Origin of the sequence: Pseudopedobacter saltans DSM 12145, from assembly GCF_000190735.1 — a bacterium.
Taxonomy (GTDB): Bacteria; Bacteroidota; Bacteroidia; order Sphingobacteriales; family Sphingobacteriaceae; genus Pseudopedobacter; species Pseudopedobacter saltans.
Genome location: NC_015177.1, coordinates 3,099,244 through 3,125,426 on the forward strand (window position 1 = coordinate 3,099,244; position 26,183 = coordinate 3,125,426).

The window sequence follows — 26,183 nt, forward strand, 5'->3', positions numbered from 1 at the left end:
TTATTGTTGTCCTTTTTGTAATTGGTTAACATACATTACTACTTTCCATCTTTCTTCCGGAGAAAGCTGAGAAGCGTAAGATCCCATTAAGTTTAACCCATACTCTATAGTGTGGTAAATCTGTCCCGGAGTCAGGTCTTTCATTAAACCACCTCTCGATGAGTTACCAGTAGCATATGATGGAGGAGCAGGATATTTCCCTAACTCAACAATGTGACCATTTCCACTACCATCTCCGTGGCAAGGCCCACACATAGCCACATATAACTGCTTACCCTGTGCTAAATTCTTTTCATTAACTTCAAATGGATTAACTGCAGCTTTTGAAGCTTCATAACCCTCTCTGGTATTCGGATACTCAAATTTTGTATACCCGATAGGCACAGTTCCTGCTGGAGGTACTTGTGCTGTCTTTCCATCAGCAAAATTTGGGTTTTTCATATCCGGATTGTATGCAATAGATTCATACATATTCGGAGCATATTCTAACCCAGTACTTCTCTTGTCTTTACAAGAGCTTAATATAGCTACAGTGCCTAAAGCTACTAATGCAATACTTACTATACTGGTCTTATTCATAGCTAACATATTTTCTATCGTTGTACTTAACCTCTACTGCGCCAGTTTCTTTAAACAAAGAATCAATCTTCTCGTGGTCTGTGTTTTCTGCTGCATCAACGGCTAACACAAAACGGTCATCAGTAGCTCTAAAATCCATTACTCTTGGTGCTCTCCCTGGAAAAAGATGCGTTCTGTAAAAGAAAGTAAATCCCATTCCATAAGACGCAAATAAAACCGTAAGCTCAAACATGATCGGAATAAAATCCGGAAATGCAAAGGCTGGCTTACCACCTATATTCATTGGCCAATCGTAAACCAACGTATAATACATTAAACTAAAAGCACAAATAGTTCCGGTTATACCGAATAAAAATGCAACGATTGGTAAACGGCTTCTCTTAACGCCTAACTTATCTTCGATACCATGTATTGGCATAGGAGTAAAAGCGTCGTAAATTTTGATGTTACTTTTTTGCAAAGCATCGATACCGGCCATCATATGGTCAGGATCTGCATAAGATGCTAAAATATATTTAGTGTTGCTCATTGTTATTATTTTGCGTAATCAGCTTGGTTAACACTATCAAATTTGGTTAAAGACTCTTTATAGTATTCAACCTCCTCTGGTTTAAGGACTCCTTTTTCAATTAACGCTTTCTTACTTTGTTCTGAAGATGATTTCACTAGTAATTTAACCTCTGCCATTGCTACGGAAGGTAACACTCTAATGAATAATAAGAACAAGGTAAAGAATACACCTATTGAACCAATAAACAGACTAATATCAACCCAGGTTGGATAGAACATTGCCCAGCTTGAAGGAATATAGTCTCTATGTAATGAAGTTACGATAATTACAAAACGTTCGAACCACATACCAATGTTCACAACGATGGACAGCACCCATGATACCGCGATATTTGTTCTGATTTTAGAGAACCAGAATAACTGTGGCGTAATCACGTTACAAGTCATCATACACCAATAAGCCCATGCGTAAGGACCTGAGATACGATTCAGAAATGCATATTGCTCATATTCCACACCAGAATACCATGCGATAAACAACTCTGTCAAGTATGCAACACCCACGATAGAACCTGTCAATACGATAATCTTGTTCATAGATTCGATGTGGAACATTGTGATGTAATTTTCCAAACCTAATACCTTTCTGGTAATCAGCAATAACGTTTGCACCATAGCAAATCCTGAGAAAATCGCCCCCGCAACGAAATAAGGCGGGAAGATTGTTGTATGCCATCCCGGAATTACCGAAGTAGCAAAGTCAAAGGATACAATTGTATGTACGGAAAGTACAAGAGGTGTAGAAAGGCCTGATAAGATCAGACAAACAGCCTCGAAACGTTGCCAGGTTTTCACGGAACCAGTCCATCCGAAAGAAAGGATAGAATAAATTCTTCTTTTCAATCCTGTTGCTCTGTCTCTGATAGTTGCGATATCCGGTAATAAACCAATGTACCAGAATAATAATGATACAGAGAAATATGTAGAGATCGCAAATACGTCCCAAATTAAAGGCGAGTTAAAGTTAACCCATAAAGATCCGAATTGGTTTGGAAGCGGGAATACGAAATGAGCTAACCAAGGACGTCCCATGTGAGCAACAATATAAGTCGCAGCACAGATAACGGCAAAGATAGTCATCGCCTCTGCGGAACGGTTGATAGAGTTTCTCCAGTTTTGACGGAAAAGTAGTAATACCGCAGAGATTAATGTACCAGCGTGACCAATACCTACCCACCATACGAAACCTGTAATATCCCAAGCCCATCCAACTGTCTTGTTTAATCCCCAAGCTCCTATACCATACCAAAATGTGTAACTAACACTAAATACCCAAAGCAAAGCTCCTGCTACAGCTACAATGAATCCTATCCACCAAGCTTTGTTTGGTTTATTTTCTACAGGTAAAAGAACCTCGTCAGAAATTCTTCTGTACGTAATGTCTTTACCGGTTATTAACGGTTCTCTTAATATCGATTCGTGATGAGATGCCATATTTTCTTTTTAATAATATCCTAAAATTAAGCCTCTTGTAACCCTGTGTTCGTGATCTTTGTCATATAACCAACACCTGCCTGAACGTTGATCTCTTCTAAAACGTAGTATACTCTTTCGTTTTTAAGCGCTTTCGATACTTCCGAGTTAGGGTCGTTTGCATCACCAAAGATGATAGCGTTTGAAGCACAGGTTTGTTGACAAGCCATTTTGATATCACCATCTTTAAGCTCTCTTCTTTCGATCTTAGCTTGCAGCTTACCAGCCTGAATACGTTGGATACACATTGAACATTTTTCCATAACACCACGGAAACGTGTAGTTACATCAGGGTTTAGTACTAATTGTGTAAACTCGTTATTTAAGTAGTTATCGAAACGAGAATCGTTCCAGTAGTTAAACCAATTGAAACGACGAACTTTGAAAGGACAGTTGTTAGCACAATATCTTGTACCTACGCAACGGTTATAAGCCATATGATTTAAACCGTCTGAAGAATGTACAGTTGCCAATACCGGACAAACAGTTTCACAAGGTGCATGGTCACAATGTTGACACATCATTGGCTGATGAACCACAGAGATGTTTTCCATTCTGCCTTGTATCTTCTCGATCTCTTTCTCCTCTGTAATTGACTTCCCTTCTTCGTTGAAAGTATAGTAACGATCTATACGTATCCAGTGCATTTCACGACGACGACGAACCTCGTCTCTTCCTACAACCGGAACGTTATTTTCAATGTTACAAGCAACAATACAAGCTCCACAACCAGTACAAGCATTCAGATCGATTGCCATTACCCAGTTGTTTCCAGGTGTTTCATATTTCTTCCATAAATCATAAGTTTTATGGTGATTATGAGGATTTCCAGTTGCCGGATCTTTTTTATAATCTGCGAAAGAAGCTTCTCTGATCACATTTCTACCTTCGTAAGAATGATGAGTTTGAGTTTGTGCCAATTCGTAATAACCTGAAACCTGCTCGATAGTTACTGTTGAAGCTCCTAAGAAAGGATAAGCATTTTTGCCTAAACCGGTTCCAACTTTACCCGCTTTCTCTCTACCATAACCCAAGGCAATTGCCACAGTTTCCTGTGCCTGGCCAGGCTGTAATAATAAAGGTAGTTCAACCGAGTAATCTCCGGCAGTTACCTTTACCAGGCTATTTTCTTTCAATCCTAATTTCTCAGCAAATTTAGGATTCACTGCTGCGTAGTTATCCCATGTCACTTTCGATATAGGATCTGGTGTTTCTTGTAGTACCGGATTGTTTGCCTGCTCACCAGCCCCCATAACGCCAGTATATAAGCAAAGCTCAATAGCATCTGTAGTTTTGTATTTCGTAGCTAACGATGATGCCACTGCAGCTATGTTTCCGTTAAAGCTATAAGAAGAAGCTGCTTTTGGCGCAGTTAAAACAAGACCTGTTTGTAATACATCCTGCCATGTTTTTCCTGATCCAGGAAGAATTGTTGCTTCCCAATTGCTTTTCACGAAAGTGTAATAATCAGGAGTAGTACTTTCTGCCCATACCAATAAGCTTTCTTCTGCTTGTCTGGTATTATAAATAGGGTTAATAGTAGGCTGAATGATAGTATAATAACCAGACAATGCATTTGCATCACCCCATGCCTCCAGGTAGTTATTATTTGCAGCAACTACATTTGATAAAGCAGCTGTTTCATCTTCTCTATCAGCAAAAGAAACTTTTAAAGCAACCTTTTCTAAAGCTTCTTTTAATGACTTATTGTCTGCGTAAGTATACGCAGGGTTAGTATCCAAGAAAAAGATAGCACCAACTGCTCCAGCTTTTGCATCTTTAACCAATGTAGCAAAATCAGTATCGTTACCTGTGTATTGGTTACTGTTATTATCTAAATCTATAGTAGCGCCATAGCTTCCCAAAACGCTATTGATTGCATTAACTACTGTTTGTATTTCCGGATCGTTTGAACCAGAGATTACCAAAGCAGCTCCTTTAGCAGCAGACAATTCTTTAGCAGCTAATTTAACTGCTGTTGCTGCCGCCGGATTAGAGGACAAATTACCTCCCGAAACTGATGAACCAGTTAATTCTGCATACAATGCTAAAACAGCAGCGGCTTCTTGCGAAGGCTTAATTACAATTCTTGAATCTGCAGTAGAACCAGCCTGAGACAGGATAGACTCAAACTGGATATGTCTTGACATTTTTTTCTCTGCCAAAGACTTATGGTTTCTGTTTTTGAAATACTGAACAGAGAACTGGGAAGGAGAAATCCAAGACCCCAAGAAATCAGCTCCAAAACTTACCACAACCTGAGCTTTCTCAAAATTATATTGTGGAATTACCGCTTTTCCGAAGCTATCTGCGTTAGCTTTTATAATACCTGCATAAGACACAGCATCATAAGTAACATGCTTAGTATTCGGATATTTAGCAGTAAATTCTGCAATTACTTTTTTAGTAGAAGGACTATTTACTGTCGAGCTAAGAACAACGATAGATTTTCCAGCAGCCTGAATTTTACTTAATTCTGCTTTTACAAATTTATCTACATCCTCCCAGGATGAGTCTTTACCGTTTAATAAAGGTCCGTGAAGTTTAGAGTTATCGTAAAGATCCAATACAGATGCCTGACCTTGTGCGTCTAAACCACCTGCATTAATCGGACAAGCTGGGTTACCTTCCAACTTGATAGGTCTACCCTCACGAGTTTTAACAATTACACCAGTTCCTTTAAAGCTTGACGCGTAGTAGTTAGGAACACCTGGAGTAACATCCTCTGGCTTTATAAGATATGGAATAGATTTTCTAACCGGAGCGGTATTACATGCAGCTAAAGTAACTGCACCTAAACCAAATCCCATAGTCTTTAAAAAATCACGACGTGGAGTAGAAGCCTTCAATCCAGAACCTTCTAATACTTCTTCAATAGGAAGCGGTTCAGCAAATTCGCCTTTGTTTTTCTCAACGAATTCAGGAGTTTTGTTAAGCTCCTCTAAACCTTTCCAATATTTCTTTGTGCTTTCCATTTAAGCTATATAAGACTTACAGTTTATTCTAATTATTTAACCAATTAATTAATAGTGACATTTACCACACTCTAATCCACCAAGGACAGCTGCTGTAATTTTCTCACCTTTCTTAATTTGTTCGTGTGCCGCGATCACCTTATCGTAATATGAGTTATGCTCATGATTAACCTCTGTTTCTCTGTGACAGTTTACACACCATTTCATCGTTAATGGAGAGTATTGATAAACTTCCTCCATAGTCTCGATAGGACCGTGACATTTTTGACACTCGATACCTGCAACATTTACGTGTTGTGAGTGATTGAAGTACGCAAGGTCTGGCAAGTTATGGATTCTAACCCACTCGATTGGTCTTGGATTATCTCCGTATTGTTGAGTTTCAGGATTATAATCTAACGCAGTGTAGATTTTTTGGATTTCCGGAGAAATCTCACCATCATATTTATCTGTAGCCTGTACATATTTATGACAGTTCATACAAACATTCAATGACGGAATCGTAGCATTTTTAGACTTCCACGCCCCAGAGTGACAATATTGACATTCGATCTGGTTTGTTCCAGCATGTAACTGGTGAGAGAATTTAATCGGCTGTACAGGTTGGTATCCTTGCTGAACACCTGTGTTCCACATTATTGAGGTACTGTAAGCACCAATAATTACCAATAAACCAATTATTGTAAAGAAAACTGCCTTTTTATTTTTAAGGAATTTCTTAACACCTGCATATTGATCTTTTGCTTCCTTAATTTCCTCGTCTTCTTCAATAATTAAAGCATCACCTTTATTTAAAAGTAGACGCTCTAAAGTTGAAATCACACGATTTAAAACCAGGATAATGATTAATGCAATAACAACAACAGCGATTAAACCAGCAATCATAAAACCACTTACTCCTTTGTCAGCAGCAGCTGTTTCAGCTCCACCGCCAGAAGCAGGCTTTTCAGCTTTCTTAGTTTCCTCAGCTTTTACATACGCCAAAATATTATCAATATCAGCGTCAGATAATTGAGGAAATGGAGTCATCGGCGCCTGATTGTACTCGTTAAAAATTTTCACAGCAGCAGCATCGCCAGAAGCAACCATTGCCGGAGCATTTTTAATCCATTTGTGCAACCATGCTCTGTCATGACGTTGATCGACGCCCGCCAATGCAGGCCCCATCACTCTTTTGTCTACCGCGTGACAGGCCGTACAGTTCGCTTTAAATAAAGCTTCACCTGCAGCTGCATCACCAACAGCCGCTTCACCCGCAGCAGCAGGGTCTGCAGCAGCTTCCTGAGCAACAGATACAACTGACGCTCCAATAATGATAGCCGAGACTATCAGAAGGGATCTTACTAATTTCTTAAAATCAGATGAGAAGTTTCTCATATTGAGCTTGTTATACTAAAATTTTTAATGTTTTCTGATTGAAAATGCGTACCTACCTCATTTTCGCACCACAAAAGTAAGATTAATTACGTTCCGCCTGACAATTTGATGACTGATTTTCCTAATTTAAAACCATTCTAAACTAGCTTAAAAATCCGCCTCAAATGACATTAGACACTTTTTTTTATGATTATGCGTAATTTCTTAGCTTTTTGCAGTTTGTTTATCAAACTTTTTTTCCTTATTGTTTTAATATCCACGCAAAAATTAATGGAGCAACGATTGTAGCGTCAGATTCAACTATAAATTTTGGTGTATTTATATCCAGCTTACCCCAGGTAATTTTCTCATTCGGAACTGCCCCAGAGTATGAGCCATAAGATGTTGTAGAATCCGAAATCTGACAGAAATAGCTCCAGAAAGGGATATTTTCCATTTCCAAATCCTGATAAAGCATAGGTACTACACAAATTGGAAAATCACCGGCAATACCACCACCTATCTGGAAGAAACCAATGCCTTTTCCTTCTGAGTTTTTAGTATACCAATCCGCTAACCAAGCCATATATTCTATACCACTTTTCATAGTAGAGGCTTTTAATTCCCCTTTTATTACATATGAAGCAAAGATATTACCCATTGTAGAGTCTTCCCATCCCGGTACTACAATTGGAATATTTTTTTCTGCAGCAGCCAACATCCAGGAATTTTTAGGATCAATTTCATAATATTGTTCCAACACGCCGCTTAACAACATTTTGTACATATACTCGTGTGGAAAATAGCGTTCTCCCGCATTGTCCGCATCTTTCCAAATCGCGTGGATATGCTTTTGCAATCTCCTGAAAGCTTCTTCTTCAGGAATACAGGTATCGGTAACCCTGTTGTAATGATTTTCTAACAAATCCCATTCATCCTGCGGACTAAGGTCTCTATAATTCGGAACTCTTTTGTAATGTGAATGCGCAACTAGGTTCATAATATCTTCTTCAAGATTTGCTCCTGTGCAAGATATAATTGAAACTTTATCCTGACGAATCATTTCGGCAAGCGAAATACCTAATTCAGCAGTACTCATAGCACCTGCCAGGGTAATCATCATTTTGCCACCTTCATCTAAATGTTTCTCATATCCTTTAGCGGCATCCATCAATGCTGCAGCATTAAAGTGCAGGTAATTTCTCTCTATAAACTGTGATATAGGACCTCTTTGTACACTCATGTCATTATTTTTTTGGACAAAAGTAAGACTTTTTATCTTTTAACCACTATGAACTCATGCCCTACCCCTCTTTTTAAGTGGAATGCGTGGTTTTGCCCACATTTTACGGGCTTTTCCGGAAATCCCCCTATCCTTCTTCGAGGCTTCTTCAGAACCTCTTCGGGAAAACGAGGGTAATTCCCGAATAAAACCCGAAGAAAGGTCGAATAATTATTAGTTGCTTACTTTGAGTTTTTATGTAAGTGGGTCTAAGGTGGGAGTATACTGGGAGTATAGTGCTGGTATAGTGGGAGTAGCAACATGGCTCATTGTGTCTTCCTATCATTGACTTCTGTTCCTTATTCCTACCAATCTGCTATTCTGTAGCTGATAAAGACGAAACCTTTGAAATGAGATGTGTCTGAGAAGTTTCTGAAAAATATTAAAGAAATAACTTAATTGTGGTAAAAACCAACCGTTCTGATTGTTCTTGAACCAGAACATCTATGATCAATTATGGATAAGGTGAGCTTCAAACTCTTTTTATTCACGCCTTAAATTAAAATACTGCTATGCCCTGAGTGCTCTTGAGAAAATGCATCCTTCGTTCATCTTTCGTTATAAGCTACTTTGGAGTATAGTCGTCATTAACTTTCAATATACTCTATATATTTTAATAATCATCATCCTAATAAACCTCAGATTTTAACTCCAACAATCTATTAGTCAAAGCCCTATTTAATCACTTATCTTCTATTGTCTAAAATACTATCTTTACGGCTTCGGAAAAAAGATTTGTGTTAGATACATATCAATAAACTACTTAATCGTCTAATGAAAAAAATACTCGTAGCCTACATTTTTTCACATATAACAGTAATAAGTTTCGGTCAAAATAAATTACTGGAACAGTTTAACAGGATATTTCCAGACGATACCACCAGAAGAAATACTTTTATGCCTTTGCCTGCAATTGGATATAATCAGGAGGCAGGATTTATTATAGGTGCTGCAGGATTATATTCGTTTTATACCGACAAATATGATTATGCTACCCGACCATCTCAAATCAATGGTATGGCTTTATTCAGTACTAAAGGGCAAACTCAATTCTCTCTGAAATCTGATATCTGGTCCAAACAGAATAAATGGCACCATATTCATACGATTCAATTTTATCACATCCCATTCAATTTTTACGGTGTTGGGAATGATACAAAAGTTATTGATGAAGACAAGCTTAAGCAGGAAAAAATCCGGGTAAACAGTGAGGTAGAATATAAATTTTTCAAGAATTATTACGCGGGTTTAGGCGCAGAATTCGAGTCACATTCTTTTACTGATAAAGAAACAGGCGGCATATTTGAATCACTACCTTCTACCGATCGGACAGGAGGTAAATTTCTAATGTTCAAGATCAGCCAGCTTTATGATACGCGAAACTCAAATACTTATCCTACAAAAGGTTTTTTTGGCAGAATAAAATACGGTTACACACCCAATTTATTTGGTCACGATGATTTTTCAGGTAATTTCTACTCGGCTGATATTAGACAGTTTGTCTCCCTGCATAAAAAAGTCGTATTTGCAAGCAAACTATTTTACGAAGGCTTAGATAGCGACAGACATATTCCTTTCTACGTCTTACGCCAGCTGGGTAATGACGAAGTCATGAGAGGTTATTATCAGGGAAGATATCGGGATGAGCAGTATATTTCTCTACAATCTGAAATCCGATACAGATTTAGCAACCGATTTGGCATAGTAGCTTTTGGTGGCTTTGGAAATGTGGACAATAAATTCAGCAATCTTTTTTCCGATCTTAAACCAAATTATGGGCTTGGTGGAAGATTTTTCTTCGATCTGGATAAAAGCCTGGCAGTTAGATTTGATTTAGGGTTTGGTGAAAAACCTACAGGAGAAAAAAGGATATCTGGTTTTTACATTAGTCTTAGTGAAGCTTTTTAGTAGTAGCAAATACTTCGTACTTTGTATCAAGTAATTAGCATAAAAAAAGGCAGGCTAAATTAAAGGCAGGAGTAGCGTTGATCCTACGCTGTGGAAAATTAAACAACTTGCCAAACATAGCATATTTCGTCCTTTCAACAGCGAATAGTGTAATCGATCAAATCAAATGTTAAAAAATTATTCATACAACCTATAAAATGCAAATCTATAAATCAAAAAATGTCCCCTACATTTGTTTTTCAGCAAACATAGGAGACAAGGGTCATCACCTACAATACGCTCTAATTATCAATTTTAAACTTTTCCCAATTACCGATGTTTGTCCGGTTACATATCATTGGGTTTGTACCGCCATCTGTAGAGACATATTTACCATTGTTTCCCTTTAAAGAAATTGTTCCATCGTTATTCACTATATAATCAAATTTTTCCCAATTACCGATAGTGCTGCGTGTACAAGTCATGGCTCCCGTTCCATTTTCAGAAGACACATATTTCCCATTGTATTTCAATGCCACTTTCCCCGAGCCGGCATCTATTATGGTAAATTTTTCTGCATTTCCGGGAGTCGAAACATTACAAATCATCGAACTTGTATTTTGTGCCGAAATATACTTCCCATTACTTCCCATAAATTGCAAAGTATTGTTTAAAGGGATGATACCGTAAACCCTCACATAATCCACTTCCATTGTCCTTGTATAATTAGTATCACCATTAATAATGTCGGCCGTTGTCGGATTTCCTGTATACCAACCTCCAACGGCGAAGTTCAGGAGTATATAAAAGTCTTTGTCCCAAGGCCATTTCACCTCGTTGTTTGAGGCGGGAGATAGTGAATTAGGTGTCTTTGTTTCTGTTTTAAAAAGCACATCATCTACATAAAACCTAATTATTCCAGGCTCCCATTCTACGGAAAAAACATGAAACTGATCTGAAAAATTACCTGTTGGCAAATAATAAGAAGTGCCATCATTTTGATTATTCGGCCAGCCATTACCATAATGTAAGGTACCTCCTATCTTATTTTGAATGTCTCCCCGATATTCCATTATGTCAATTTCTCCACTAGTTGGCCACCCCCCGTAAGCCTTATCTTTAGGCAACATCCAAAATGCCGGCCACATACCTAAACCTTCGGGTACCTTTATCCTGGCTTCAAATCGGCCGTATAGCCAACTGAATTTTGTTGCAGTCGAAATTTTTCCGGAGGTAAAAGAAGAGCCTGACCCCTGATAATTTGGTTTATACTTCACTGTCAAATTCAATTTACCATTAGTCACTTTAACGTTTTCAGTCGCGGTCGTGTAGTATTGCTTTTCATTATTTCCCCATCCACATAAACTCGGACAACCATTCCCCGTCTCATATATCCACTTACTGGTATCTAAACTGGTTCCATCAAATTCATCGGCCCACAATAAATTACTAACCGCTTTGGTTGTAGCTTTAGTTAGTTTTTGGTTCGGCTTTTTGTCAGGTTCTACCAGCGCGTCGGATGGCTTTTTCCCACATGATAAAAGTACCAGCAAAGAGGACAGGTACATTACAGTTTGACTTTTGTAATTTGTTAACATAATATTATTTGGTTTATAATTAATAATCTGTTATTTCTTAATGAGGCGTTGAGATTGCCCGCCTGATTTCAGCAAATATGAACCAGATTTCAAAAAACTTATATCCAGTTCATCTGTCACGAATACACCTTTTTTCAATAGTTTACCGTCTATAGAAATTATTTCAAAAGAGGCATTTATTAAAGAAGGATTTACTTTAATATAATCCTGAGCAGGATTAGGGTAAATAGTCAAACCAACCAACCCGTTAGAACTAACTGCCTCTATATTACTAAATGTAACTGTTCCATCGTTGTCTACCATTTTAAGACGATAATAAATAGTCTTTGCTTCGGCATTAAAATCAGTTAAATTATATATGTTACTTGATTGATTTTTTGCCGGCACTACCTTAACAGAATGAAAATTCTTTCCATCAATACTTTTCTCTAACACAAATTCCTTTACATTAAGCTCATCACTAGTTGTCCATTTCAAAACCGCATTATTTCCAGATGAAGACGCCTTAAATGAGGTTAATTTTAGAGGTAATGTGCTATATTGACTAGGAGAAAGTGCCACGCTTCGGAAAGTGTATTTATCGCCTGAAGTAGCTATTTGAACTATAGTATGAGTTCCATCCAATTTATCCCTCGAACTGCTATTATCAATAATCTTAATCAACTCATTATTTAAAGTCGCTCCTCTTACTGCATACAACTCAGCTTTACCAGCTGCATTTATTTTCCCAGTTAGTCCGGTGATTATCCCGCTAGCATCTATTCTTCCTAAATAAACCCAACTAGATGTACTGGTGTCGTAATACATTTTGACAATTCCAGGACTAGTTCCTTGATCAGCCATATATAAAACATCATTTTTATCTGAAAGACTATTTACTGTATTGTCCTGATCAAGCAGTACAAACCCATAGCTCTTTTCTATATTACTACTACCGCTATTCCATAAAGCCGTTCCCGTAGTACTTGTAGGTGAAGTTGCTCCCGCATGTGGAGTTGAAGCATCATACGGAGATAAACCAAAATCTAAAAGTACAGCCGGATTAGCAGTATTAACACCGTACAAATGCTTTCCAATCACATTAAAATAATTAATAAATCCAGAATTATTAAATCTTATTGCAGGGGATGTTCTATTATCGGGAAATGTAGTAGCTGCAATACCCTGATTGGTAGCTATATATATAGAGCTACCATCGTAACTCGCTGTAGACCTAATATATCCATTACTAATATTCGCATCTAAAGCAAATAGTTCAGGAACACCAGTATAACCAATTCTGGCGAAACTTTTCTTAGAAGGACCTGTGTCTCCGATTCCCTTATACGCATTTGAGCCACCAATCACCAAATATCTTCCATCGGCGGAAAGAGACAACCCTCCTTCAATTCCAGTTGGATTTATGTTAATAACCATTGAAGGATTTACAATATCTGCTGGGTCGGATGAAGAAGAGTAAGGCAATGTTACAGTAACAGTATTGCCATACGTTAAAGTATTGTATTCAAGGAGAGATACAGGTACAGCATTGTTAGTTGCCTGTCCATCTCCCAACCTAGCTACAACAACATTACCCGGAGTAAAATTTTGAGCAAAGCCTGCTCCTGCAGCTCCTAAGAGCAGTAAAGTAGTAAAGATTTTTTTCATAAAATTTGATTTAGTTTATAAAAAAGATGTCTCCTGCGTCCTGTAAAAACACAGGAGACCACCCTATATTTGGTTTCCGTTTTATCGTTTTATTTCGGTATTTGGTTTATAGTCGGAATACCACTTTCCGAGATTCGTCAGATTTCCATTCGCATCTACCAATGCAGAAGGCCAAAGTCTGGCACTGGTTGGCGAGCCTGAAAACCATGAATAACGATGTACAAAATCTAATGCTTCTAACTTAGGCAATAACCGCTGCATAAAAGCCAGTACAATTTCCGGAGTATAAGGATTTTCGGCCATAGTAGTAGCTTTTTCATGTACTGTTGCAAACTCGGTAATCCAAATAGGCTTATGGTATTTATCGTATAAGTCTTGAAGAATTTTTACAAAATGATTCTCATCTATTCCCACATACATGTGTACCGCAATAAAATCTACACGTTTACCTTGTGCAATAGCTTTATCCATAAAATCATAAATCCAGGCATTAGTTGGCCACGAAGCTGCCGGACTACCCAAAGGAAGTCCAATAGACTCTAATTGCGGCCAAAGATCCAAAGCTTCCTGAACGGTCATATTTGCCTGGTCTTTAAGGTCAGGCTCATTAAATCCCAGAATGTATTTCACTTTCCCTTCTGCTTTTAAAGCTTTTATCTGGGCTATATTCGCATCTGTCACAGAAGACTTGCCCCAAAACATTGGAACAAATTCTGAGTTCTGCGGAGCCAGCTCAAAGGGTATGGTTAATCCCCAGGTGTAAAACCAATGGCTTTGCAGATTAATCGTATTCCCCCACCAGGTACCGTTTTTTGTTGAGGTACTAAAATCAGCTCCCTTTTTACCTTTCACTTCATAGGGAACGGGTTTAGATTTTTTAGGGATATATTCGTTGCTTTTTGCACATCCCAGCAATAATATACTGGCCAGAAATAATGCTTTAATATTTTTCATCCGTTATTTATTAGCGTTTACAATTGATGCACCGTGACTGTTTAATGGCTTGGAATTTTTCTTTTGTACATTAAACAGTCACGTTACATTTAATTAAAATTAATAAGTCCCATTATACCCCACATTCCTTAGTGTAGGATAACCGTCTGTTCCAATTTTCCATATTGAAAAATCGAAACCAAGAGTGCTTTCAAAAAATGCCTGATTGGTAACGGTTGCTGTTAAACCATCTAAACCAGCCGCATCTTCAACAAATGGTACATCTCTAAAAGGAGTTACCACTCCTGATCCTACATAATTTTTCTTATTAGCTCCGGTTCCATTAGCTGCTGTACCGGAAATTCTGAATACACTATTAGCATTAGGAACAGTATTGGACCCTTCAAGGGAAGTACTTACCACAAAGCTATTTGCAGAATATCCGCTATTTTGATAAGTAGACGATAATCCGGCAACTGGCATTGCTGCAGTAGTAATTGAAGCTCTTAAAGTTGCATTCTTCACCACGCAATTTTCTAGCTTCACTTTATTGGTTCCTGCGATTCCACCAATATTTCCGGTGGCAGGTGTCCCTACTGCCCTAATTGTTGCAGTTGTTGTCTGACCTGCTCCTGCCCCTTCTACCAGGCAATTGGTAATGCTGGAACCTACTCCCGCAATACCCCCTACTGAGAAGCCACAAGAAATGGTACCGTCAAACATACATTGGTCTATAGGAACTATTCCCGCATTTTGATCTGCTCCAAATATTCCTCCAACGCCATTTACAGTAGCTATTATAGCTGTTGTTGCTGAAATATTGACAGAGGATTTACAGTTTTTTATAATTCCACCACCTATATTAGTGCCTTCTGCTCTTCCTAAAATACCAGCTATCCTATTTTTAGATCCACTAATTTCTATTGTTCCTGTCGCTGTTGAATTAGATATTTCTGATATGCCAGATGAAGCTGTAGTCAATCTGCCAACCAAACCTCCTACCATACCACAAGCAGCCTTAATATTTAAGTTGGTATACACTTGAGTTAATCTCGCTACGGCCGACATTTCACCAACAACCCCACCTAATATATCCCCTCCATTTGTAGAAGTAACATCTCCTGTTATCTTAACGTTTTGAATAGTTCCGCCAACGAGCTTACCCGCAAGTGTACCGAAAGCTAAGGTAGCATTACAATTCACATTCAGTAATTGGATGTTTTTAATCGTTCCCGTTACTGTTGCAAACAATCCTTCATTGGCTGTTGTAGAATTAATGGTTAAACCAGTGATTTTATGCCCGGATCCATCTAATGTTCCTGAAAAATTAGTGATTGGTACCCATGGTTTAGTCAATGCAAAATCCGTAACAACTTTATAATTTTTATCCATGCCCTGTGCTATGGCTATTAATCCATCTTCAGAAGATATTAAATATGGATTCCCAATCGTTCCATCGCCACCGTCAAAGGCAGAGCCTTCTTGTTTAGCATATACTTTTATAGTTTTTGCTATTACTACATTACCTTTTTTCAAGTTCAATAATACATCTCCTGAAATAAATCCTGTAGCAGGTGTAAAAGTTACTTTTTGTCCGGCAATTGGAGTAGCGGTTAAGTTTGCCGGTGCAGATTTAACCTCTATTATCGCATCACTCGGACTAAAGCTAAATGTAGTTGTCGTAACTGTATTAATACCATATACTATCGCAGGAAAGGTATTTGGTATATTTAAGATGGTGTTATTAGTTTGAACAGAACCTGTATTCTCTTTAGCTGCAAGAGTAGCTACATAATTATCTCCAGAAACTGCCAAAGCCGTTACATCACCATTTGTCACTTTCCCAAAGTTATTAACTGCAACTCCCGCTACATATTGTTTACCTTTCACGGTACCAGAAGCCTTTATATTGTCTATTGTACCTCTATTTGTTACAGCAACAAGGGCGACATTATTTTGTGCAGTTATGGCAGCATTTACAAATTCTACATTCTTAACCGTTGCCGAAGTTCCCAACTCATTAAATAAAGCAACATTATCTGTTGTAGCATTATTAAATGTCAGGCCCGATATTTTTTTAGTATTTCCGTCCAGCGTCCCTGTAAATACTCCTGAAATAGGACTGAATCCTGCACCTGCGATGTCACTGGAAAGTTTATAATTATAAGCTAAACCATACCTTACTTTATTTAATCTTGCAAAGTCGCTAATTTCATAAGGTTTTGATGTTGTACCATCACCGTTGGAAAACGCCACCACTTTTATCGTCTTCACTACTTCCGGAACTTGTAAAAACTTAGCTTTTATAACAACATCGCCCATCACAAATTCATCTGTAGCTAATAACTTTAATACCTTGTGGTCATCATCAGCACCATTTTCTATACTTGCCGTTAAACCTGCTGATGCCGTAATTTCAAATTCTGTAGAACGCGGATAAACTGTAAATGTTCTTGACACTTCGCCTACAGCATTGTACAATACGTCTTCAGATAAATCTAAGGTAATAGCGCTTACGTTTGGCTTATCTACAAACAATTTAGTGTTAAGTACGTAACTTTCTCCGTCTATCTTCACCTTTATAATCATAGTAAACACGCCCTCATACTTCGGCTTTCCCTTTATAGGTACATCCACAGCAGTACCTGTTAAAAGAATTTTCTGTTCTTCTATATAAACTCCATTAACTTCCTCGGCACTTACAATAGCCTCGTTATTCTTAGGCGGATTAACGAACACCATATTAAACTTATTCGCCTCCGTAAGTGACATATTCTCTACCACATTTCCGGTTATTCGTGATTTTTCGGAATAGATTTGAAATCTACCATCAGATACTGAGTAATATCTGTCGTTATCTTTTTTACAACTTCCTATCAATACCAGCAACAATAAGGCTAGCACAGGAAAATTCTTTATAAAACTTATACTTTTCATAACGCTGCTTTTTTGTTATGGTCTTTGATAACCTTTTCTAATTAATGTATACTGATCTCTCCACAATGAAGCGGCTCTTGAGGCCGGAGCAGTCTCGTAATGGGTAACTACCATTTCATTCTCATTGATAGAGTTGATTTCATACTCAATTACATTGGAAATTCCTCTATAGAAAAAGAAGAACGCGCCACCTTTTAATTGCAAATAGTGCTTACCACCCCTAATTTCCATTTCCCAATGCTGAACCGCATCTTTTGGTGTATAATTGATCATTAAATCCCCGCCATCTGCAGTAGAAGAAGTTACGGTTCCCCAATTGGCATTCAGTTCTTTTAATCGGAATTGAGTTACCCCATCTATAGTACCACCATGACAATAAGAGTTTCCATTATTTTTGTATAAACATTCTTTTCCAGCCAGTTTAAAGGTTAACTCATCATCATACACCCCTTTATTGGTCTTTGCTAATTTATTCCATGGCGTGGTAGAGCCATTATTAACCAGCTTAACATGACCATCAATTAAAGAATCCAACACCCATGTTTTTCCGTTGGTGGCATTTGGCCCTCCTGTTAAAAAACCATAAACAGGATCAAGGTCGAGATTATCATTTTTGAATGATATCTGGATTGATTTATCTACAATCTTGATTCCGTTAAATACCGATAATTTCACGGTATAGTTTCCTTTAAAAGGATATTTGCCTATTACTGTATCACCAACAGCCTCTTCACTATTCCCCAGGTTCCACTTTGCTTTGGCAGTATTACCTATTTGCCCGTTAATGAAACGATAGACATTTGGCGTTTCCGTTTCCTGGACGATGATATTGATATCCTCTTCTGCTATAGGATCTTCCAAACTGATGCTTTTCTTACAGGCTGATGCTGAAAAAAGCACTATTGCCATGATTAAAAATATATTCTTCATGTTATACCTCTTTTAGAAATAACCTTTGTTTTGTGACAAAGTATATTTAGCATTAATGATTTCCTCTTGTGGAATTGGGAATAAACCTTCTGCATCCATATTAAACTTGCTGATAAATGGCTCCCCTCTGTTGATGTCTATTTTAGATTTTGCATAATCTAAACCTCTTCTCATCAGATCCCAATATCTTACTCCTTCCAAAGCCAATTCTAATTCACGTTCTCTATACAATACATCCAGTGTAACTGTTGGAGCAACATAGCCTGCCTGATGTGCCCGTTTAGCTACTTTTTCAAAATACGTTTGTGCCTTTGCAGCGCTCCCTCCATGTAAAAGGTTAAGTTCTGATGCCATCAACAACACATCCGAAAAACGGATAGCAATAAAATGGTTAGGGAAATTCAATCTAAAATCACCTCTTGTAGCTTGATTTGCCTTTAATGCCATCCATTTCTTAGGAAAGATATCGGTGTTCTGATAGCCGGGCGTAAAAGAAACAGAAATGTTTTTAGGCAATAAAAATGTCGCATCTTTTCTCAGGTCATCATTTGGAAAGCTATTATAAAATTCTGCATCTATAGGTGCAAAAGACCATCCCGCTGAAAATATCGAAGCCGAATTAGGATCGCGTGGGGCCCATAACATTACTGCTAAATTACCATTCGCTTCTTCTCTGTAGCTAAAGTTTCCACTGTTTGCTTTGGATGAATATTGGATTTCGAATACCGACTCTTTATTGTTATGATTAAAAGGAGCATCATTTACAAATACATCCGAAAATTTTGGTAATAAATCGTGTCCGCTTTGATTTATCACCTTTTCAGAGATATCCAATATTTGCGTAGACGATACATTGGGCATTTCTGCTTTCTTGTAATAACCTGTGTAATACAACCAAACACGCATTAGAAGTGCTCCTGCGGCATCCGAAGTTACCCTACCATACTGGTCGGCAGGTAAATCTTTATAATGTGGCAGTACGTTAATCGCTGCCAATAAATCATCACCTATTTGTTTATATACCTCTTCTGGTGTTGCTTGTTTTTGGTTATACTCCGATGGTGCTAGTGTTTTTAATATTAATGGTACATTTCCAAAAAGGCGCACCAAATCAAAATAATAATATGCCCTCAAAAACTTCGCTTCGGCGGCGTACCTTTCCCTCAGTTCGGGTTCGTCAAAAGTTGCTGCCGGCAATTTCTCCAACAAAATATTGGTTCTATAAATACCATAATAATATTTATACCACATTGCTTTAGGCGTCAAATCATCGGTACGTATTATCCCTCTGTCCACACGCAATAATGCTGGTAAGTCAGTAGCCGAAGCACCTCCGGTAAAGCATTTATCACCCAACACCTCGCTAATTAACTGGAATGGAGCATTCTGGTTTTGTGGCGCATCCCACAAAAGCACATTGTATGCCGCCGCCAATCCCTGAAAACAGTCTTTTTGGTCTCTATAAAAGTTAGCTTCAGTATCCGAAGCTATCGGATATAAATCTATCTTTTTATTGCAAGCACCCAAGCTTAAAACCAGGGTGAGCATAGACAATTTTATATATTGAAATTTCATAAAACTCTTTTTAAATGATATTAAAACCCTACTGATGCACCCAACATAATGGTTCTTGGCTGCGGATAAACACCTTTATCAATACCTAAACCTAAAGCACCTCCAGAAACTTCAGGATCAAATCCAGTATATTTAGTTAAGACAAATAAATTGGTCCCCGAAGCGTAAACTCGTATTTTGTCTATTTTAGCTGCTTTTATATTTCTGAAGGTATAGCCAATAGAAGCATTCTTTAATCTCAAGAAGCTTCCTTCTTCCAGGAAGAATGTAGATGGATTGGTAAAATTCCCATTCAAATCACCCGCAGCCACTCTTGGATATGAATTAGTGGTTCCCTCTCCATGCCAACGATTCATGATTTCAACCGGGAAATTTGCTGTCAGTAAATCCCATCTATGCAAACTATTAAAGATTTTATAATCTGCCAAACCATTAAAGAATACATTGACATCCAGATTTTTATAGCGGGCATTTAGATTTAAACCATAGTTATATTTAGGATGTGGAGACCCTCCCATAGATCTGTCTTTACTGTCTATGATGCCATCTCCATTCAAATCCTTAAATCTGATATCTCCCGGAACAGCATTAGGCTGGATTAACTTTCCATCTTTCTGGTGTGCATTAACCTCTGCCTGATTCTGGAAGATCCCATCCATGGTATATAACCAGAAATAACCAAGCGGGTAACCTGCTTCCATGCGAGCGATATCTCCCATTTGATTATTGGCATTACCGCCCATTAAATACCCATTTGAATTCCCGACAAGGGTTACTTCATTATGATTATAGGCTCCGTTTATAGTAGCATCAAAATAGAACTTACCAAAATCTTTTTGATAACCTAAAGACAGTTCTATCCCTTTATTTACCACACCACCTGCATTTCCCCATGGCTGAGCATTTCCTGCGTACAATGGTATAGGTATACGCAATAAAAGACCTTTGGTAGACTTCTTGTATAAATCGAAGGTTAATTTGAAATCTTTAAGAAATTCTGCGTCGATACCTATATTGGCTTGCTCTGAATTTTCCCACTTAAGATCTTGGTTTGAAACACCACTTGGAGAGGCTCCAATTTGTTGAACATCTGAACCAAAGTAATAGTTTCTTGCATAAGTACTTATTGTTGACAGATATCTAAAATCTTCAATTTGATCGTTCCCTGTCCCTCCCCAACTAGCTCTTAGTTTTAAAGAGTTGATTTGATTAACATTTTGCATGAAATTTTCCTTGTGAATATTCCATCCAGCAGATACTGAGGGAAAATAACTAAACTTGTTATTCTTACCAAATCGATACGATCCATCCACTCTATAGGTTGCGGTCATCATGTATTTATTATCATAATCATAGTTTACACGACCGAAGTAAGAAACAAACCCACTCTCCCAAGCAGTTCCCGAAGCAGTCGCACTCGTATTGTCCTTTGCTGCACTTAGATAAGCAAACTCTGGATCGTCATACAATAATCCATTTTTCGATGCGGACACATTGGATCCATACCCTGTATTCACCGTATTTCCCAACATAGCTGTTAGAGAATGTAAATTGATTTTTTTGGTATAAGTCAGAATATTATCTATATTCAGATACTTGCTTTCTGCCATAGATTTACTGGCACCTGTAGCAATAGTTTTATTCGTAGAATTTAAGTAATAAATGGGGGTATAACCTCTTCCTTCATCATACTGCAAAGAAGCTCCAATACTGGTTTTAATCTTCAGTCCTTTTAAAATTTGTAGCTCTCCAAATGCATCTGCATACATTTTTGTATAACCCGAAGATCCATTGGTATAGTAAATTCTTGCTATAGGGTTTACAATTTCCTGAGCAACATAACGTGATATGGCAAAGGTTCCATCATCATTCATTACCGGAGTCACTGGATCCATATTTATGGCACTTAAAATAGGGCCAGAATTACCACTATTGGTAGCTATAGATGCTCTTTTCACATTGGTTACACTCAAATTTACTCCTGTATTCAATAAACCTTCAATTACATTTTGCTTGGTATTGATACGGCCAGTGTATCTCTCAAAATCAGATTTTCCTTTGGCAATTGTTCCCGATTGCGAAAAATAAGAGAATGAAGAAGCATAAGATGACTTTTCATTTCCACCAGTTAAAGAAACCTGATGATTCTGAATAGGTGCATTCAAGTAAGAAACCTCACGCTGCCAATCTGTTCCTTTTCCCATTTTCTCTATTTCTATTTCTGAAAAAGGAAGTGGTAAATTGGAATTAAAATGCAATTCATTTTGGATTCTCGCGTATTGGGTTGCATCCAACACATCCACATACTTTCTGATATTCTGAAATCCACGATAATATTCATAATCTAACTTAGTTCTACCTGCTTTTCCAGATTTTGTAGTGATGATAACAACTCCATTTGCTCCACGAGCACCAAAAATTGCTGCAGACGCTGCATCCTTTAGCACTTCCATCGTTTCAATATCCCTTGGATTTACCGCTTCCAGATCTCCTCTTGGAAATCCATCTACAATAAATAAAGGATCATTACTACCATTGGTCCCAACACCTCTGATTCTGATACTTACCCCAGAACCTGGTTGACCGCTGTTCATCATAACTGTTACCCCAGCTGTCTTTCCCTGAATAGCCTGATCTGCCCGCATCAAGCCGGGTACTTCCAAATCTTTTGGCGTTAAAGAAGCAATAGCACCTGTTACTAAGCTCTTTTTTTGTACTCCATAACCTATAACAACAACGCTTTCCAAATCCTGCACACTTTTACTCATCATAACGGTTACATCCGTTTCATTTTTCAGGACCATTTCTTTACTTTTCATCCCCACCGTTGTAAAAACTAAAGTTGATGATCCCTGCGGTACTTTGATACTGAATTTTCCATCAATATCGGTCATAGTACCTCCACTGGCACCTTTTACCGTAACAGCAACACCGGGTATAACCGAACTATCCTCAATGTCTTTTACGACTCCTTTTACTGTTCTAGCCTCTTGCGCATGGGTAGTAAAAGCTACACACATGAGACTGACCAGGAAACAGAAACATGAAAACTGTTTAATTTTGATTCTCATAATAATACAATTGGTTTAGTTATTTATTTGGGACTTCATAATTTATTCAATCTAGATTTAATCCCAATGCCTTAATATAGCCTTGATTTGGCTCACAATTTTTATATTTTATATTTTCTAAATATTGCTTTAGAATTTTTTTAATCGCGGCTCTATCTACTTTTAGCTCACGAATTTCTTTATAAGAACCTCTGTTTGCTTCGGCATAATCGATAAGTATCTGATAATTGTCGGGTAACTGCACAGAGCTTATATTTTTAGGGCTATCCAGTTTTTTGTATGGCCAGAAATGCCATCCAATATTATGTTTTTCTAATAATTCGCGGAACTCTCTTACCCATTCATCTGTATTCTCACCGGTTTCACCAATATAAATTGGTGCATTGAATTTATCTCTGAACTCTATGAAACGTTTAATAGAGCCGAAGTCTGGCTTATCCCCATATTTATGAAAAGTATAAACTGCATTTTTATCCAGGAGTTCAGAGAATATATTGAAGTTCGTATTCCATTGTGACCCACCATAAAATATAATATGGTTTTTATCTACACTTCTGATAGCCGCTGTCATTTCCTTATATAATGGAACAATCAGCGGATTAAGCGTTTTAGAATCGAAATAATGTGCTACCGGTTCGTTTAATAAATCATAACCTATAATAATAGACTCTTTAGCATATCTTTTTGCAATACTTCTCCATATGTCAATCGCCAGCTTTTGATCTTCCTTACTTTCAAAAAGAAAGGGATAACCGTAACCATCGTCAATATTATCTCCTGTTTGGCCGCCCGGCGCACAATGCATATCCAAAATCACATAAACTCCTTCTGCTTTACACCAGGAAATAACTCTATCAAGTAGTTTAAAACCACGGGAAGCATCGTTTCTTCCCATGTAATCTTCAACCGTAAAAAGCTTATAGTTAAAAGGAACTCTGATAGAATTTACCCCCATTTTCTTTAAAGACCTGATATCGTCGTGTGTGATATAATTCTCTAAAAAAGTATCCCAAAATTTGGCTGCCTCCGTTGGACCAATCAACTGTCCCAACATGTCGTGAATCATATACGGAGAATTCGTTCTTTTAAACTTGAACATATAGCCCTCGGGAACCAACCAGTTTCCTAAATTTGTTCCTTTTATTAAAAAGGGCTTACCATTTGGGTCAACAATCTCTTTCCCTTGTACACTAAAGAACTTATCTCTTGCGTTCAGGGAAGCGACTGCAAAAAATAGGGTTATGGTAAAAAGTAACTTCTTCATTTTAAATTGTAGTGTCGTATTATTTATATTTCTTAGCTAATTCGTCGTAATATCCCTTTAGTACATAAAATGCCTTTTTCTTTCTGCCCTGATGGTCATAAAGCCCTTTATTGTTCCACCCTTCCTGATAAACAGGATTATTTCTTCTCGGCGATCTAAAATCAGCCAATATCCACGGGGAAATCCCAATGAAATTTGATGGCATCCGCTTTAACATATCTACTTGTTCTTTATAGTACCATTCCTGAAATTCCTCACTCCACAACTGTTTGGCATCTGCATTAAATCCACCTACAGCTTCTGCTCCCGTTTCGCTGATAAACAATGGCTTTTTATAATGAGTTCCCCAGTTTGCTGTTCTGCAACTTTCTGGCGTTCCGCCATACCAGCCTAAATATTGGTTAAAAGAAACAATATCTACATAAGCTCCTAGTGGATCATCAATCCACCTCATATTCTCTTCTGAATGATAATTCACTTCTAATGCCGCAGAAACTAACCGAGTAGGATCTTGCTTTCTCGCTTCCGCCAATAGATTTTTCATAAAATTGGTTCTTACTTCACTTACCGGAGTTTCATTTCCAACCGACCAAATAATAATACTCGCTCTGTTTTTGTCTCTATCGATCATTTCATCCAACTGAGTTTTTGCTTTTTCAAACACTTTATCGCTGGTAAAATCAATAGTCCAGTAAACTGGGATTTCTGACCATACTAATAACCCCAGCGAATCTGCCAAACGGGTCATTTTTTCATCATGTGGATAGTGTGCTAAGCGGACCATGTTGCAACCTAATTCTCTTGCCCATCCAAGCAATTGATTAGCGTCCTTTTGTGTATTGGCTCTTCTACCCTCCTGTGGAATTTCGGAGTGTATGCTGATCCCTCTTAAAAAAAGAGATTTGCCGTTTAATAAAACTTTCTCTCCCTGCACCTCGATATTTCTAAACCCAATCTTTTCACTTACCTTATCTGCTTTACTGCTAATATTTACCTGGTAAAGTTTAGGATTTTCTAAACTCCATAATTTAAGTTTAGGTGCGTTAATCTTCACTTCTGCTCTTCCCGCAGCATTTACCGTAAATTTTTGATTGATTTTAAGTTCTGGTATTTCTACATATACCTCTTCGTTTGCTTTCGCATTTTTAACTTCAACCCAGCCTTCTATTAAATTAGATTTTGTATGAGGTTTTGCCAGCTGGATAAAGTAATTGCTGATGAACTGATTTGGAACTTCTACCAGAGATACATCTCTGATAATACCTCCATAATTCCACCAATCTGTATTTAGGGTTGGAATTTCATCTGCATATCTCCTATTATCTACTTTAACTACTAAAAAATTGTCCTTTTCTTTCAAAAGGGATGACGGGATTTCAAAATTGAAAGGACTGAATGCTCCTTTATGCATTCCAAGTTTTTTGCCGTTTAAATATACATCTGCTCTATAACTAACGGCTCCAAAATAGACGTATAACTTGTTATTCGTATCTGACTTTTTATAGTCAAAGCTTTTTTTGTACCAAACAGTCCCTTCATAATACAGGAACTTATCGGCTTGTGAATTCCAGTCTCCGGGAACATTAAGCGTATACTTATCATTGTAACCATGCTCTTTTCTATCTAAGGAGTTTGCCGGAACATCGGTATTCCAATAAGCCTCCGGATCTTTCTCTGCCCGCTCTCTGTATCTATAATCATAAAATCCGGTTTCATAAATGTCAATAATGTATTGCCATTTTCCGTTAAGGCTTGTTGTCTTCCGATTTGGAATATTGGTTATCAGATCTGAACTTATTGCTGAAGTTTTAACAAAAATCAGCACAAGCAGCAACAGAAAACATTTGAAATGTAGTTTTTGCATCATCTAAAAATTCTGAGTGTTTCTAAAAATTATAATTGATCGATTGGATATCGGGACAAATATTCTAAAACACCTTCAAAAAAACAAATAGCAAAAACACATAAAACACTGATTACTAGAATATTAAATCAAAAATAATACGTATTATTACCACAACAACTTTCAGGCATTAACCCCTGATAATCAGCACTAAATGAACGGTAATAAGGGGTATAGGATTAATTATTTAACACGCCTCAATA

16 protein-coding genes are annotated in these 26,183 nt (G+C 37.6%); 1 reads left to right on the plus strand and 15 read right to left on the minus strand.

Features of this window, described 5'->3' with window-relative positions:
- The 6 genes from PEDSA_RS13220 to PEDSA_RS13245 form a co-directional block, all read right to left on the minus strand.
- The gene (locus tag PEDSA_RS13220; RefSeq protein WP_013633651.1) at positions 1-588 is read right to left on the minus strand and encodes a c-type cytochrome; all 588 of its coding nucleotides are present in this window, start codon (positions 586-588) and stop codon (positions 1-3) included.
- Positions 572-1,108, minus strand: coding sequence for a DUF3341 domain-containing protein (locus PEDSA_RS13225; protein ID WP_013633652.1), 537 nt, complete (start codon positions 1,106-1,108; stop codon positions 572-574). Before PEDSA_RS13225 ends, PEDSA_RS13220 begins: the two co-directional genes overlap by 17 nt.
- 5 nt (positions 1,109-1,113) lie before the next feature.
- Positions 1,114-2,583 carry an NrfD/PsrC family molybdoenzyme membrane anchor subunit gene (nrfD, locus tag PEDSA_RS13230; RefSeq protein WP_013633653.1) on the minus strand — a complete coding sequence of 490 codons (1,470 nt, stop codon included), beginning with the start codon at positions 2,581-2,583 and terminating at the stop codon, positions 1,114-1,116.
- Between the two features lie 26 nt (positions 2,584-2,609).
- Positions 2,610-5,597: a TAT-variant-translocated molybdopterin oxidoreductase gene (locus PEDSA_RS13235; protein ID WP_013633654.1), complete on the minus strand. Its 2,988-nt coding sequence runs from the start codon at positions 5,595-5,597 to the stop codon at positions 2,610-2,612.
- 48 nt (positions 5,598-5,645) lie between these two features.
- A complete protein-coding gene (locus PEDSA_RS13240) occupies positions 5,646-6,974 on the minus strand; it encodes a c-type cytochrome (protein WP_013633655.1) in 1,329 nt (442 codons plus the stop codon).
- A 241-nt stretch (positions 6,975-7,215) separates the two neighbouring features.
- Complete coding sequence (locus PEDSA_RS13245; protein WP_013633656.1) at positions 7,216-8,196, minus strand: deoxyhypusine synthase family protein; 981 nt, start codon at positions 8,194-8,196, stop codon at positions 7,216-7,218.
- 813 nt (positions 8,197-9,009) lie between these two features.
- Between PEDSA_RS13245 and PEDSA_RS13250 the strand changes: the two genes are divergently transcribed.
- A complete protein-coding gene (locus tag PEDSA_RS13250; RefSeq protein ID WP_013633657.1) occupies positions 9,010-10,143 on the plus strand; it encodes a BamA/TamA family outer membrane protein in 1,134 nt (377 codons plus the stop codon).
- A gap of 281 nt (positions 10,144-10,424) precedes the next feature.
- On the opposite strand, the gene PEDSA_RS13255 is transcribed toward PEDSA_RS13250, so the two are convergent.
- From PEDSA_RS13255 to PEDSA_RS13295, 9 genes are all read right to left on the minus strand, one after another.
- On the minus strand, positions 10,425-11,720 hold the full coding sequence (locus tag PEDSA_RS13255) for a family 16 glycosylhydrolase (RefSeq protein ID WP_013633658.1): 1,296 nt from the start codon (positions 11,718-11,720) through the stop codon (positions 10,425-10,427).
- Between the two features lie 30 nt (positions 11,721-11,750).
- Positions 11,751-13,367, minus strand: coding sequence for a T9SS type A sorting domain-containing protein (locus PEDSA_RS13260; protein ID WP_013633659.1), 1,617 nt, complete (start codon positions 13,365-13,367; stop codon positions 11,751-11,753).
- 81 nt (positions 13,368-13,448) lie between these two features.
- Positions 13,449-14,321, minus strand: coding sequence for a glycosyl hydrolase (locus PEDSA_RS13265; protein ID WP_013633660.1), 873 nt, complete (start codon positions 14,319-14,321; stop codon positions 13,449-13,451).
- Positions 14,322-14,420: 99 nt separating this feature from the next.
- Positions 14,421-17,237 carry a GLUG motif-containing protein gene (locus PEDSA_RS13270; protein WP_013633661.1) on the minus strand — a complete coding sequence of 939 codons (2,817 nt, stop codon included), beginning with the start codon at positions 17,235-17,237 and terminating at the stop codon, positions 14,421-14,423.
- A 15-nt stretch (positions 17,238-17,252) separates the two neighbouring features.
- Positions 17,253-18,167, minus strand: coding sequence for a hypothetical protein (locus PEDSA_RS13275; RefSeq protein WP_013633662.1), 915 nt, complete (start codon positions 18,165-18,167; stop codon positions 17,253-17,255).
- Positions 18,168-18,179: 12 nt separating this feature from the next.
- Complete coding sequence (locus tag PEDSA_RS13280) at positions 18,180-19,742, minus strand: RagB/SusD family nutrient uptake outer membrane protein (protein ID WP_013633663.1); 1,563 nt, start codon at positions 19,740-19,742, stop codon at positions 18,180-18,182.
- A 20-nt stretch (positions 19,743-19,762) separates the two neighbouring features.
- The gene (locus PEDSA_RS13285; RefSeq protein ID WP_013633664.1) at positions 19,763-22,813 is read right to left on the minus strand and encodes a SusC/RagA family TonB-linked outer membrane protein; all 3,051 of its coding nucleotides are present in this window, start codon (positions 22,811-22,813) and stop codon (positions 19,763-19,765) included.
- A 46-nt stretch (positions 22,814-22,859) separates the two neighbouring features.
- A complete protein-coding gene (locus PEDSA_RS13290) occupies positions 22,860-24,077 on the minus strand; it encodes a glycoside hydrolase family 5 protein (protein ID WP_013633665.1) in 1,218 nt (405 codons plus the stop codon).
- A gap of 19 nt (positions 24,078-24,096) precedes the next feature.
- Positions 24,097-25,944, minus strand: coding sequence for a glycoside hydrolase family 2 protein (locus PEDSA_RS13295; RefSeq protein ID WP_013633666.1), 1,848 nt, complete (start codon positions 25,942-25,944; stop codon positions 24,097-24,099).
- Positions 25,945-26,183: the final 239 nt, after the last annotated feature.